The 12,932-nt window shown below is 68.3% G+C and carries 15 protein-coding genes and 1 pseudogene; 5 read left to right on the forward strand and 11 right to left on the reverse strand.

Annotation, left to right across the window (positions count from 1 at the left end; genetic code table 11):
- A partial coding sequence (locus tag JHN45_RS40005) for a type III effector protein (RefSeq protein ID WP_201054378.1) occupies window positions 1-609 on the reverse strand: 609 nt, incomplete at its 3' end.
- Between the two features lie 124 nt (window positions 610-733).
- Between JHN45_RS40005 and JHN45_RS40010 the strand changes: the two genes are divergently transcribed.
- From JHN45_RS40010 to JHN45_RS40025, 4 genes are all read left to right on the forward strand, one after another.
- Window positions 734-1,168: an Hsp20/alpha crystallin family protein gene (locus JHN45_RS40010; protein WP_200691174.1), complete on the forward strand. Its 435-nt coding sequence runs from the start codon at window positions 734-736 to the stop codon at window positions 1,166-1,168.
- Between the two features lie 115 nt (window positions 1,169-1,283).
- Complete coding sequence (locus JHN45_RS40015) at window positions 1,284-1,673, forward strand: DUF2267 domain-containing protein (protein WP_201054379.1); 390 nt, start codon at window positions 1,284-1,286, stop codon at window positions 1,671-1,673.
- Between the two features lie 102 nt (window positions 1,674-1,775).
- The gene (locus JHN45_RS40020) at window positions 1,776-2,210 is read left to right on the forward strand and encodes a DUF2267 domain-containing protein (RefSeq protein ID WP_201054380.1); all 435 of its coding nucleotides are present in this window, start codon (window positions 1,776-1,778) and stop codon (window positions 2,208-2,210) included.
- A 572-nt stretch (window positions 2,211-2,782) separates the two neighbouring features.
- Entirely contained in the window at window positions 2,783-3,622 is an 840-nt protein-coding gene (locus JHN45_RS40025) for an RNA polymerase sigma factor SigF (protein WP_201054381.1), read from the forward strand.
- A gap of 713 nt (window positions 3,623-4,335) precedes the next feature.
- Here JHN45_RS40025 and JHN45_RS53530 read toward each other — a convergent pair.
- Window positions 4,336-4,608, reverse strand: a complete 273-nt coding sequence (locus JHN45_RS53530) for a MarR family transcriptional regulator (protein WP_307783328.1) — start codon at window positions 4,606-4,608, stop codon at window positions 4,336-4,338.
- 193 nt (window positions 4,609-4,801) lie between these two features.
- Here JHN45_RS53530 and JHN45_RS40035 point away from each other — a divergent pair, with 193 nt between their 5' ends.
- On the forward strand, window positions 4,802-5,278 hold the full coding sequence (locus JHN45_RS40035; protein WP_201054383.1) for an ATP-binding protein: 477 nt from the start codon (window positions 4,802-4,804) through the stop codon (window positions 5,276-5,278).
- Window positions 5,279-5,572: 294 nt separating this feature from the next.
- Here JHN45_RS40035 and JHN45_RS54845 read toward each other — a convergent pair.
- The 9 genes and pseudogenes from JHN45_RS54845 to JHN45_RS40080 form a co-directional block, all read right to left on the reverse strand.
- Window positions 5,573-5,767: pseudogene (locus JHN45_RS54845) on the reverse strand (transposase); the annotation flags it as partial.
- A 47-nt stretch (window positions 5,768-5,814) separates the two neighbouring features.
- Window positions 5,815-6,315 carry an NUDIX domain-containing protein gene (locus tag JHN45_RS40045; protein ID WP_201054397.1) on the reverse strand — a complete coding sequence of 167 codons (501 nt, stop codon included), beginning with the start codon at window positions 6,313-6,315 and terminating at the stop codon, window positions 5,815-5,817.
- Between the two features lie 153 nt (window positions 6,316-6,468).
- On the reverse strand, window positions 6,469-7,512 hold the full coding sequence (locus tag JHN45_RS40050) for a serine hydrolase (protein ID WP_201054398.1): 1,044 nt from the start codon (window positions 7,510-7,512) through the stop codon (window positions 6,469-6,471).
- A gap of 119 nt (window positions 7,513-7,631) precedes the next feature.
- A complete protein-coding gene (locus tag JHN45_RS40055) occupies window positions 7,632-8,747 on the reverse strand; it encodes a glycosyltransferase family 4 protein (protein WP_201054384.1) in 1,116 nt (371 codons plus the stop codon).
- Window positions 8,744-9,280: a deoxycytidine triphosphate deaminase gene (locus tag JHN45_RS40060; protein ID WP_201054385.1), complete on the reverse strand. Its 537-nt coding sequence runs from the start codon at window positions 9,278-9,280 to the stop codon at window positions 8,744-8,746. Before JHN45_RS40060 ends, JHN45_RS40055 begins: the two co-directional genes overlap by 4 nt.
- Window positions 9,277-9,816 carry a dCTP deaminase gene (dcd, locus tag JHN45_RS40065; RefSeq protein ID WP_201054386.1) on the reverse strand — a complete coding sequence of 180 codons (540 nt, stop codon included), beginning with the start codon at window positions 9,814-9,816 and terminating at the stop codon, window positions 9,277-9,279. Before dcd ends, JHN45_RS40060 begins: the two co-directional genes overlap by 4 nt.
- Window positions 9,813-11,042, reverse strand: a complete 1,230-nt coding sequence (locus JHN45_RS40070; RefSeq protein WP_201054387.1) for a metallophosphoesterase — start codon at window positions 11,040-11,042, stop codon at window positions 9,813-9,815. Before JHN45_RS40070 ends, dcd begins: the two co-directional genes overlap by 4 nt.
- On the reverse strand, window positions 11,039-12,322 hold the full coding sequence (locus JHN45_RS40075; protein WP_201054399.1) for a UDP-N-acetylglucosamine 1-carboxyvinyltransferase: 1,284 nt from the start codon (window positions 12,320-12,322) through the stop codon (window positions 11,039-11,041). The genes JHN45_RS40070 and JHN45_RS40075 overlap by 4 nt, the downstream gene beginning before the upstream one ends.
- A 39-nt stretch (window positions 12,323-12,361) precedes the next feature.
- The gene (locus JHN45_RS40080) at window positions 12,362-12,793 is read right to left on the reverse strand and encodes an ATP-binding protein (RefSeq protein WP_033285132.1); all 432 of its coding nucleotides are present in this window, start codon (window positions 12,791-12,793) and stop codon (window positions 12,362-12,364) included.
- Between the last annotated feature and the right edge of the window lie 139 nt (window positions 12,794-12,932).

Here is a 12,932-nt window from a genome sequence, read left to right on the forward strand (position 1 = left end):
GTGGGTGAGGGTGGGGATGCGGGCTGCCAGGTCGGGGTGGTTGGCCTTGAGGTGGGGGTGGATGGCGGTGAGCGGGTCGATGAGGTTGGCGGCGTCGTTGTCGGCGAGGGCTTCGGTGAGGCGGGCCAGGGGGGTGTGAGCCCGGGCGGGGAGGTCGGTGAGGGCGGTGATCTGGCCGGCGAGCTGGCGCAGGCCAGCGGCGTTGGTGCGGGCCCAGGCGGTGAGGGTCCGGTCGGCGGCGCGGCGGTTGCGGGTGGCTTGGACGCGCTGTTCGCCGGTGGTGCCGGGGGTGCCGGGGCGTACGCGCAGGTAGCGGCGTTCGGCGGCCTGGCGGCTGGCTACGCCCAGGGGGTGGGCGAGGTCGGCCCAGCTGTTGCCCGCCGCACGGGCCGCCTCGATGAGTCCGGGTTCCCATCCGGCGAGTTGTTCGCGCAGCTCGCGCAGCATGAGCAGGGCGGCCAGGGCTTCCTCGGAGCTGGCCTGGCCGCCTTCGGCGGATGGTGGAGCCTGGGGGATCTGGGCGGTGCGGACGGCTTCGTTGATGGCGTGGAGCGCTGCCGCGGCGGCGAAGAACGAGGTGGGGTCACGAGGTGCGGGGGAGGTGTCCATGAAGATCCTCTCGGCGTCATCGTTCGGATGACACTCAGCTTGTCATCGTTTGGATGACATGCTACAACGGTGCCAGACGAAGCGCATTGGCAGTTCCTGCCAGACCTGTGGAGGTGTTTTCGCGATGTTGATGCGCACCGACCCGTTCCGCGAACTCGACCGGCTTGCCCAGCAGTTGACGGGTGTGACCGGCACCTGGTCCAGGCCCTCGGCAATGCCGATGGACGCCTACCGCGAGGGCGAGGAGTACGTGATCGCCCTTGACCTGCCCGGTGTGGCGAAGGACGCGATCGACATCGACGTCGAGCGGAACATGCTCACCGTCAAGGCCGAGCGCCGCCCGGTCGCGAAGGCCGACAACGTGCAGATGGAACTCTCCGAGCGGCCCCTGGGCGTCTTCTCCCGTCAGCTGGTGCTGGCCGACACCCTGGACACCGAACGCATCACGGCCGACTACGAAGCAGGGGTGCTGACCCTGCGGATCCCGATCGCCGAGCGCGCCAAGCCCCGCAGGATCACCATCGGCGGCCAGGCCGAGCCCCGGCAGATCAGCGGCTGAGGAGCCATCCCCTCGACCGCACCGACGGCGGAGGACGGGCATCGGTCTCCCCCCTCAACTCCCGTCCTCCGCGCTACCTCCCTCGCACAACGACGCAGACAAGGCAGGGGCGGCCATGCGCTGGGAAGCATTCCTCGACCACGTGCGAGAACGCGGCGAGTACACCACACCCCAGGACGCCGAGCGGGCCGCCCGCACGGTCCTGGCACTGCTGGGCGCGCATCTGGTGGGCGAGGTCCGGGCCGAGCTGGCCGCCCGCCTCCCGGAAACCTTCGCCATGATCCTTCTCAACCCGCTGCGGGCCACCGAGCCACTTTCCCCGGAGCGGTTCCTGCGGGCGACCGCGGCATGGATCGAGGGAGCCACCGAACAGACCGCCGCCTGGGACGTCGGCGCCGTCCTGAGCGTGACCGCCGACGCGGCGGGCGAGGAACTCACCCGCCGCCTCCTGCTCCAACTCCCACCGGGCTACGACCTCCTCTTCGGCCATCCCGATCACATCTGAACCCGCACACCCCGGCGCGCCCCCACAGCCGGTCGACCCTCATCCGGCCGGCCCTTCCCAACAGCGACAAGCCCATCGCACGAGAAAGGCGACCACTCCCCGATGCTTCCGCTGCGCGAACCGGCTTCTGCCCGGCCCTGCACGACGTTTCACCAGATGCTGGAAAGAATCCGCTACGAGGGCGCGTACCCCACCCGGGAGCGGGCCGAGGACGTCACGCGCGCCGTGCTGGAGGCCCTGGGCCGCCAGCTCACCGGCGACGAACGCGTCGAACTCGCCGCCTGCCTGCCCGTAGAGGCAGCACTCGACCTCACCGGCCAGATCCCGGCCCCCCAGCCACTCACCGGCTGGGGCTTCGTCAAGGACCTGGCCGCCCGCACCGGTGCCACCCCCGCGACCGCCCGCTGGGACACCGGAGCCGTCCTCGCCGTCGTCGGCCAGCTGGCCGGCCCCGGCCTCCTGGACCGCATCCTGACCCAGCTCCCGACCGGATACGCGCTGCTGTTCGGCCGCGCCGAACTCACCCAGCCCGCCTGACCGTTCCGGGCCGCATCGGTCGAGGACGGCAGCGGCCAAGGAACAGTGGGAACGCGAAAGGGCTCCGGCGACGATCCCGCCGGTGCCCAGCGCCTGGTACCGGCGGGCGGGGGCCAGCGAGTCAGGCGTCCACAGCACGGCGGGACCGTCTGCCAGGCGAAGCGCAAACTCGCCGCATGATCTAAAACGCAGACCCTGACCGAAGAAATCGGGAGCACCCCCTTCGATCGTCCGGCTGTCGACAGGCCCCGCTCCCCCTGCCTCGTCGACGCGCGGCACACCACGCACATCTGGGGACCACCACCTACCTGCACCCGACTCCCCGGCCTCCCCGCGTCCAGCCTCCACTGGACCCCACGCTGCTCTACACCGACGGCATCACCGAGGCCCGCGCCCACGAGGGAGCGTCATGAAGGGACGTGAACGGGTGGGGCGAGGGACGGGGCCGACGGCAGCCGGCTGATCCCTCTGAAATCGCCGGGTATGCATTCCGTGAACCCGGGTAGGCCGATGATTGTCGGCGGACAAGGAACCGGCGGCACGGAGTCCGGACAACGCGGGAGGGGCCTGACATGACGGTGACGAAGACGGCAGACGCGCAGACCCGGGTGCTGCCGGAGATCGCGGACCCTTCGCAGGTCGCCCCCAAGGACGCCCGTCAGCTGACCAGGCTGTTCCTCGACCAGCTCGCCGTTCTCGAAGAGGGCACGCCCGAGCACCAGTACGCGCGCAACACCCTCATCGAAATGAACATCACCCTCGTCCGGTACGCGGCTTCGCGGTTCCGCAGCCGTGGCCAGGACGAGATGGAGGACATCGTCCAGGTCGGCACGATCGGCCTGATCAAGGCCATCGACCGCTTCGAGCTCACCCGCGAAGTCGAGTTCACCTCCTTCGCCATCCCCTACATCACCGGCGAGATCAAGCGCTTCTTCCGCGACACTTCCTGGGCCGTGCACGTCCCCCGCCGCCTCCAGGAGGCCCGCGTCCAGCTCGCGAAGGCCAACGAGGAGCTCCGCAGCCGGCTCGGCCGTACGCCCACCGTCAAGGAACTCTCCCAGCTGATGTGCCTCAGCGAGGAAGAGGTCAACGAAGCGCGCCTCGCCTCCAACGGCTACAAGTCCGCGTCCCTGGACGCGGCCATCAGCTCCAGCGACGACGGCGAAGCGGCGCTGGCCGACTTCATCGGCCTCGACGACAACGCCCTCGAACTCGTCGAGGACTTCAACACCCTGGCCCCCCTGATCGCCGAACTCGACGACCGCGAACGCCGCATCATCCACATGCGGTTCGTCGACGAACTCACCCAGGCCCAGATCGGCGAACACCTCAGCGTCTCCCAGATGCACGTCTCCCGCCTCATCTCCCGCACCCTCGCCAAACTCCGCGCAGGCATGCTCGCCACCGACTAGGCCGCACCGGACCCCGGCCCACCCGCTTCTCCCCGTCGCCCCTGCGAGGTGGGGAGCCAGACCCCGCTCCTTCAGCTCACGGCGACGCCAGGGGAACCCTCCCTCGTCGCCCGCACCCTGATGACGTCACCCTGGTTGGGTACCCGGCGCCATGCGTGTGCGCTCTGAACTGGTCCACCGAGAACCTGCCGCCCAGTACCACAAATGTGAGGCCCCGTCACCGAAGCACTGAGCAATGGCGGAGTGCTGGTGCTCGCGGGCGGGCATCACCAGGAGTCCGGCATCCCGGACCGCCAGGTCATGGGAGGAAGCCCAAGCCGAAACCCTCCCATGACCTGTCAGGATTTCACCACGGGCGCGCAGGCCCGCCGCCGTTACGGGGCGCGCACCTCATCGGCCGGCCATGCCTCCGGCTGCGGTCGTGCCACACAACGATCAGTCCCTGCCGGGCAGTTCACCTACCCATATCTGGCCCTGTCCCGTAAACGTACGCCCGACCGCGCGGCATGGTCTCTACATCCCACCTCGGTGACCGACCTTCCAGAACCCCCGCCAGCACAAGTGGGCTTCACTCGCGGGTCCTGAAGCCCCACGCCCCTCAGCGCCTGACGCTATCGAGGACCTTGGAGAGGCCCTGGTCTGACGAGCAGCCTTGGCAGAACTTGGCCACGGGACAGTACAGCCGTTGGCCTTAAGCGCTTGATTTTGAGCGGCTACCAGCGGGTGGGCGCTGGCCAGTGCTGGTCGGCGCGAGAGGTGAAGATGTCCAGCAGTTCCCGGACCGGTACGTGTGCCTCTGAGGAATGGCGGAGGACGCCGTCCAGGCAGAGGATGCAGCGCGTGCGTCGTCCGTCGCGCTCGCGGCGCATATAGCCGGCCTGTTCGAGGTCGGTGAGGATGCTCTGCGCGGTGCGTTCGGTGATGCGGCAGACAGCGGCGATGTCGCGGCGCCGGGCGGCAGGGTCGCGTGCGATGGCGAACAGCACGCGGGCGTGGTTGGTAAGGAAGCGCCACTCCCCGGCCTGCCCGCTCGCGTTCTGTTCCCTCCCTTTAACTCTGCCCAGGTGGGGGTACCCGCAGCGGTTTCCCGGAAACAGACCTCGTTGGTTTGCGCGTGAGGTGATGATCCGGGGGCAGGCGAGTAGGGCAATAGCGGCGCTTGGGACGTGAGGCGGTTCCATGGACCTTGCTGGGCAAACCGAGGGCCAGGAGCCGCTCGTCGACCGTCCGATCACGGCCGGTGCCGCATTCGAAGGCAGTGCGGAGATCGCGGAGGCACGCGCCTTGGCCCGCGATTTCCTCGTGTCTGTGCAGGCCGTGCACGGGCTGCCGGTGTCAGCTCGGGCTATGGGCATGGTGCAGCTGGTGGTGAGCGAGCTGGTCACCAACGCCCGCAAATACGCGCCCGGCCCCTGCCTGCTGGACCTGGAGATCAGCGACGGCGCGGTCCGGATCAGCGTGTGGGACAGCAGCACCGCGCTGCCGTCGGTCCAGGCTGCCGACCCGGAACGGATCGGTCAGCACGGGTTGGAGATCGCCATGGCGGTGAGCCAGACCTTCTGTGTCCAACGGGAACCGGTGGGCAAGCGCATCACCGCGGTCATCGAGATGGCTGACGACCCTGGTGGAGACCCGTCCGGCCGGCAGCCCTCCTGACCGCGCACGGCCGGGCTGTTCCCGAGGCCGGAATTGCGCTGCTCGTGTGGCCCGACCCACAGGGGTTCGGGGCGAGGCGGTGACCACCGCCTTCAGAATGATCAGTTCAGCCTGAGGGGTGTGTGGCGACACGCCAGGACCAGGGCGGGGGATGGGCTGCCGGCCGAGGAGGTCCTGAAGAGCGGTCGGGTTTCGAGGCTGGCGAGTCGGCATCGGCGAGAGATGGACGTCGACGCGTTCGAGACTGACCGCGATGGCGGTGAGGACGTGCTGGACGCGCGCCTTGTCTTCGCTACGGTAGCGGTACTGGCGCATGCCGTGGCCATTGACGAACTCGCCGATCGTGCTCTCGACAGCGACCCGCCGCGAGTAGTGCGACAGCCATTCCTGGGTCTGCTGCTCAGTCCGAGATTCGGACTGGACCTCGCGGAGATCGCGCGGGAGGATGGCGACTTTCCGGGCACCGGTGCGGGGAGAGGCGGCCTTGATCGGGCACTGCCGGCAGTTGTTGACGCTCTCTCAAAACTGGCTCGCCTCTACTCCCATCCGTCAAGTGACACCTGAGGACCGCTATTGAGATAGGCGTGGAGGGCACTGGCAGTTGTTTCCACGAACGCCTCTGGGATGGCGTTGGTATCGATCCAGCGAACCTGGGCGTGCTTCCGAGGTTCGCGGTTTTCGGGTTCGCCGGTCCATGCGTGGGCGGTGAAGACGACCGTGAGGAAGCCGTTTGGAGCTTCAACGCCCCACGCGCTGTGGATGATGTGGGCGACCTTCAGGGCCTCAGGCTTCACGGTCAACCCGGTCTCCTCGTACAGCTCGCGTACTGCGGTCTCGGTGACGGGCTCGCCGGGTTCGCTCTTGCCGACGGGAAGGTCCCACATGCCCTGGGCGAACTTGGCGTTCTGGCTGCGTTGGAGGAGGACGACGCGGTTGGTGGCCTGATCGTGGACGATGACGGCGGCGACCAGCAGGGTCATGGATTCGAGGGCGGGCGGTAGGGGTTTGGGCTGGTCGTCGGTGGTCCGCTGAGCCACGGCTGGTGTCCCTTCGTCGCTCGCAGCCAGTTGCGAGGCGCGGTCCACCTCAGAATTGCTGCCTGATCCCTTCATCCTCGCGACCTCAACCCCCGTGTGACTACTTGCAGTTGGAGTCACCTTCGAGCCGGCGGCGTGAGTCGGTCCTCTGTCTCAGCCGAAGGCGAGCTCGCGGAAGACGTTGCGGATCTCGGTGAGGGGCTGGCGGTCGCGGGTGTAGTAGAGCTTGTTGGTCAGCAGTACGGCCCAGCGCCCCTGGTCGGGTGAGATCCACATGCCGGTTCCGGTGAAGCCGTAGTGCACCCAGACATCCTGGGTTGGATCGGTTCCGGGAGCCGGGTGCCAGAACAGGCCGCGTGCGGACTCCAGTTCACCGGTCTGGATCGTCAGTGATTCGGTCGTCCAGGCCGTCCCGAAGCCGGCCTGCTCAGATTCAGAGGTGCCGCCCACCATGTGGCGCAGGAAAGCGGCGAGGTCGTCGAGGACGGTGAAGGCGCCGGCGATGCCGCACACGCCGCCCAGGAGTCGTGCGGAGAAGTCGTGGGCGACGCCTTTGAGGTGAGTGCCGGTGTCCTCGTCGAGTTCGGTCGGTGCGCACCGTGCGGCGATCTCGGAGGGCAGCGGCCCGAACCGGGTGGTGTTCATGGCGAGCGGCTGCCAGGTCCGTTCCGCGGCGAGCTGGTCGAGGCGCCGGCCGGAGAGGTGTTCGGCGAGATAGCCGAGGATGAGAGCGGCCCGGTCGGTGTACTCGACAGCCTCTCCTGGCTGACGATGCAGTGCTTCTCTCAGTACGCCATCGCGGATGTCCTGCGGGTCGGTGCCGTAGAGGTTTTTGAGTTGGGCCCGCAGGGGGACGCCGGCCGTGTGGGTCAGCAACTGGCGGGCGGTTGCCGATCCGAGCGCGTGGCCTTCGACCTCGGGCCAGAAGGTACCGAGGGGAGAGTCGAGGTCGAGCTTGCCTTCTTCCCAGAGGGAGCCGATGGAGGACCACACGGCGAGGATCTTGGTAAGGCTGGCGGCGTCGAAGACGGTGTCGGACCGCATCGGCATGTCCGGCTGCTCGGGGTCGAGGGCCCCTGTGGCGCCGTGGACGTGAGTTCCGGCGGCGTCTCCGACGGCCCATACAGCGCCGGGGTAGACCTTGTCGCGGACGCCTTCGCTCAGGAGCTGTTCGATGCGGTCGGTGCGGTACGTCATGGTCTCCCTGTTCGCAGTGGGCATCCCGCCGGTCAGCGTAGTGACGCGGGTGGGGTGAGCGGAGGAACGGCGTGCGGGGCTGCCCTCGCCCCGCCGGATGGCCCGGTTTCTGTACCGGCTCAGGAGAGTTGGTGGCCGAGGTCGATCAGAGCTTGTGCGGCAACCGACAGCGGGTAGCGAGCAGCGTTCGCGTAGCCCGCCTGCTGCAGCGCGGAGAGTAGGCCCGGAGAGGTTCGCAGCCGATCCAGATCGCGGGTGAGAGCGGCCGAGTTGGTGAAATCTGTGGCCATTCCGGAGGCGGCGAGGGCCTCGTTGAGGCCGGGTACGGGTTGGTAGAGGACGGGCAGTCCACAGGCTTGGGCCTCCAGTGCGACCAGGCCCATGGCCTCCAGGGTGGTGGACGGCATGACCAGCACGTCGTGGTCGGCGAACGTCTTCCACAGTTGTGGACGGCGGAGCCAGCCGAGGTAGCGGGGCCGTAGGCCGGCCCGTTGCAACAACGGTGCCAGGGCGTGGAATTGGGACCTAGGCGCAGCGATGCTCAGCTCGATACCTGGCACGGGCGCCAGGCTCTTGATCAGGGCGTCGCCCCCCTTCTCTGCGGTCAGCCGTCCCGCGTACAGCAGCCGTAGGTGGCTGGCAGAGGCGCGAGTTGGCCGGGGTGGTGGGTCGGTGAGTAGGTGGTTGGGGATGCCCCAGGGGATGTGGGTGATCTTCCTGCGGTCGATCTGCGGGGCGAGCGTGAGCAGGCGGTCAGCCATTGCCACCGTCGGCACGACGATCGCGTCTGCGGCTCTCGCAGTCTCGCGCAGGACGCGGAGTTGATCGCGGTGGGCCTCGGCGAAGAGCAGGTCGATGCCGTGGACCAGGGCGATGCGGGGATGCAAGGGCAGGGCTCTGATCAGGGCTGGGGTAGCGCCGAAGGTCAGGTGCTGGAGGTGCAGGACGCCGATCTGAATTGGGTCGATCGCGGCAGTGAGGGCCCTGCGTAGGGCTGTGACGTAGCTGCCGAAGGCCGGGCCTTCCAGGCACTTGCCGGCCACGGGCAGCAGGTCGAGCCCAGCGGGGAGAAGGCGCCTCGCGTTGGACGGCCCGAGCATGAACGCGCGTGCGGGGATCAGAGGGCGGTCGCCGGTGTAGAGGTCGAGGAAGAGTTCGACGCTGCCGCCCGGGCTTCCGACAGGCAGGTCCAGCAGGGTGGCGGCCAGCGGCCCGGCGGCTGGGCGGGGACTCACAGGACTCCTCCGGGGATCTCCTCGTAGAGGCGGGAGATGTCGATGCCGTCCGTCGTCGCGTACTTGGAGGGCTGCTGCTGGTAGCTGGCCGGTATGCCGAAGGCGGTGAGGAAGACGAGCTTGCCGAAGGTCATCCCCGGATAGACCCGGACGGACTTGGCCGCGCGGATCTCCAACGTCCAGCGGATGGCGTGGCCTTGGTGGCCAAGCGGGGCGGAGACGTGGACCCAGATGCCGAGTGAACCGATGGTCCGATCGCCGTTGAGCATCTGCGCGTACGTCTCTGAACCGGTCTTCTCCAGCGTGACCCCGAGGTAGAGCACCTCCGGCTTCAGCACCAAGCCCGTTGCGGGGATGACCTGTTCGACGAACGCGGTGGGGGCGGCGGCGTCCAGTTCACCGGCGCAGACGCGAAGAGTGTCGCCGAGCCGCCAGTCGTAGGCGTTCGGGGAGAGACGGGCGGGATCGTACGGCTCGATCGTGATCTCGCCGGCCTGAAGGGCAGCTCTGATTGCGGGGCCGGTGAGGATCATGAGGCGACCGCCTGCAACGGGGCGACGTCCCGCCAGTACTTCGACGGCTGCGGTCCTGTGGCGGCCTGGTACTTGCCTTGGTAGGGGTCGATTTCACCGGTGGAGACGAAGAACATGATCTGCGCGATCTTCATTCCGGCGTACACCCGTAGCGGACGGACCGGCGAGAGCATCAGCGTCCACTGGCCGTGGAAGCCGATGTCGCCGATGGGGGCGGTGATTTCGACGAAGAGGCCGAGCCTGCCGACCGAGGAGCGGCCGAACAGCAGCGGTACGAAGGAGTTGGAGCCGACCTGTTCGAGGGTGTGCCCGAGGTACAACTCCCCTGGCTGGAGGACGTATCCGTCCGTCCCGATCTGCATCTCACGCGTGAGGTTGGGGCGGTAGGAGTCGATCACGGTGTCGGCGTAGGTCAGCAGGGTGGGACCGAGGCGGACGTTGTAGCTGTTGGGGTTGACCTGCTCCAGCTCGAAGGGGTCGATGGTCAGGCGACCGTCGCGGGCAGCGGCGGTGATCTCGGGGCCGGTGAGGATCACTGCTCGCCTCCCTCGGTGGCACCGCCGGGCAAGGTGGTGGCCAGGACGCGGCGTACTGCTTGGCTGAGCCGGAGCCCGGCTTGATGTGTTCGGCCGCCCATGTGGCTGTCGGCGAGGTAGCCCGTCGTCAGCACGCTGCTCATCGCCGACGGAAGAGGCGTGGGGGCGATGACCAACGGGCCTACGCATTCAATGAGTTGCGTGAGCAGCTTGTCGTGGTCCTGGGCGTGCTCGTCAGGAAGGACGGCGTGGACGAGGTGGTTGTCGAAGGGCTCGATGGCCAACAGGTCGCCGAGGGTGAGCACTTCGCCGAGCTGTACGGAACGGAGCGCGGTCTCGTTGAGGATCACCGCGTCTGCGCCGAGGCCGGAGTGGAGTCGGCCGGCGATCTCTCGCAGCAGACGGCTGCGGTCCAACTCCTCATTGCGATAAGGCTCGTTCACGGTTCCGAGCGGACTCGCCAGCTTCCGGCTGAAGAGGGAGATCTTCTCCTGCACCATGGAGAGGTCTTCGGGAACTACGGCTGCGTTGGGAAAGGTGCATGTGCGGGTGCCCCATCCATTGCCAACGGGTTCTGCGGTGGCGTAGCCGATGCCGAGTTCGCGTCCTTTGACGACCAGCGTGTCGCCGATGCGCACCGGGCCGTAGGTGTCGCTGTGGCAGTGGCCGGCGAAGATGACGTCCGCGAACGGGCAGGCGGCGGCCAGCTTCAGGTCCTCCTCGAAGCCGGAGTGGGACAACACGATCCAGGCGTCGGCTCGGTGGTGGTTCTCCAGCATCACCTCGCGCAGGGCGTGAGCCGGGTTTATGACGCGGTGGCCGATGCGGTCGCGGGTCGGGATCGTGTTGAACGCCTGGGGACCGATCACCGCGGTGATAGCGACCCGTTGGCCGCCGATCCGCTTGATGCGCACTCGGTCGAAGAGCGGTTTGCCGTTGGCGTCGGAGGCGTTGGCGCACACGGTCATCTCGTGCAGCCCTGGTTCGAAGTAGTGCGGCCAGCCGTGATTTCCGGGCGCGAGCAGGTCGTACAGGCTGGTGAGGATCTCGCGCTCGATCCGGCCCTTGCCGAAGCGGTAGTAGCCGCTCCCTTCGAAGAAGTCGCCGCAGTCCACGATCAGGCTCTCGGCCCTGGCGGTGTGGAGGTGGGTGAGCATCGGCATGCCCGCGTCGAAGGCCGAGTGGACGTCCGTCGTAGCGATGATCTTCCGTAACCGTCGGCTCATGGGGTGACCTCGCAGATGTCGGCACCTAGGGCGTGGAGCTTGGTGGGCAAGTCGGCGTGTCCGCGCCGGAGTTGGTCGAGGCCACCCAGCGTGGTGACACCGCGTGCGGTGAGGCCGGCGATGAGCAGGGCGGAGCCCGTGCGGATGTCGGTGGCCTCCACTCCGGTGCCGGTCAGTTGCTGCGGGCCGGTGAGACGGCACTTGGTGGGCGACAGGTCGTGGATCTCGGCGCCGAGCCGGGCGAATTGGGGCAGGAGGTTGCCGTGGCGGCCGGGGTTGATGGTGTCGGAGAAGAGATGGGTGCCGGGGCGGGTGAGGGCCAAGGCCATCAGGGGCGGTTCGAAGTCGGCGTCCAGGCCGCCGGGGGCGAGGGAGGCGACGGCTCGTAGCGGCCGGCTGGTGGGGTGGGTGTCTTGGGCGTGGATGGTCAGTACGTCGTCCTCGGTGCTCGCGGGCACACCGAGCTGTCGCAGCGCGCTGACCAGGGGAACGACGTCATCGCCGCGTACGCCGCAGATACGCGCCTCGCCGCCCGTCACTGCGACGGCACAGGCCAGTGTGCCTGCCTCGATCTTGTCGCCGGGCACCTTCCAGGCGATGGTCTCCGTGGGGGCGGACGGGGGTGGTGCGAGCGAGAGGAGGGACTCGCTAACTCGGCACTGCCATCCAGCCAGCCGTAGCGCCTCTACGACGCTGAGCACTTCCGGCGAGAGGTTGGGCCCGCCCAGCCGCAGTGGCCGTCCGGCCACGACCGCGCGCAGGACCGCGGCGATGGTCGCGCCTCGGGAGCGGAAGGGCAGCGTGATCGAGACCGTTCCGGTCCGTGCGGCGGCTGCTTCCACGAGGTAGCCCCGGTCGTCGACGGTCGTACGGTCGCCGAAGCGCTCGTAGACCGCGAAGTGCTGTTCCATGCCGCGCTCCCCGATCCGGCACCCGCCTGGCCAGGGGAGTCGGGCCCGACCATAGGCGCCGAGTAACGCTGGCACGAGGTAGTACGAGGCTCGGATGCGTGCGGCGGTTTCGGGGTCGGGGCCCAGTTGTGGCCTGTCGCTGGGCAGGATGACCGCGGTGTGCGGATCGGTGACGGGGCGTGCCGTGTGCCAGCCGGACTGCTGGAGCAGGGTGAGCATCGTTTCGACGTCGGTGTTCGCCGGGACGTTGCCCAGGTGTACGGGCTGGTGCAGGGCCGCGGCGGCGGCCAGGAGGGGCAGGGCCGCGTTCTTGGACCCGTCGACTGTCACAGAACCGGTGAGAGAGGTGCCGGGCCGGATGGCGACCACTTCAGCGGCGACCGGGGGAATCCTTACGGCTGTCAACCGTCAACTCCTTTGCAGGGGAAGGCATCGTGAGGGCTGGTCCGGGCCACTGACCTTGAACTCGGCCCAGCACCGCTTGCCGGACGGCAGTGGTTCGATCCCGTGGCGGTCCGCGAGGGCGGCGACGATGAACAGGCCGCGTCCGCCTTCCTCTTCCGCGTCAGGCAGTCCGACCTGCGGGGCCTTGGAGCTGGCATCGGTCACTTCGATCAGCAGGCGTTCGTCGTTCAGGCGCGCGCCGGCCGAGATGGGGCCGTGGCCCGCGTGCCGTACCGCGTTGGCGAGCAACTCGGCGGCAACCAACTCCGCTGTTTCCAGGAGTTCCTGATCGAGGGAGGCGTCCCAGGCCCGTATCCCGATGGCGAGTTGCCGGCGCGCGGAGCTGGCGGCAGCAGGTGTGCCGTGAACGGGGAAATGGATCTGATGCGCTTCCATGAGCGGCCTCCTGGATCGGTGTGGCACCTCCACGCAACCGCTTCGGAGGCAGGCGGGGCCACGCCGTGTGCCGGCGCCGCATGACTTATGCAGGAGCTGCATCGCGGTCAATTGCCGCTCGGTTACGCTCGGTTGAGCA

The sequence above is a fragment of the Streptomyces sp. MBT53 genome (assembly GCF_016654115.1).
Classification (GTDB): domain Bacteria; phylum Actinomycetota; class Actinomycetes; order Streptomycetales; family Streptomycetaceae; genus Streptomyces.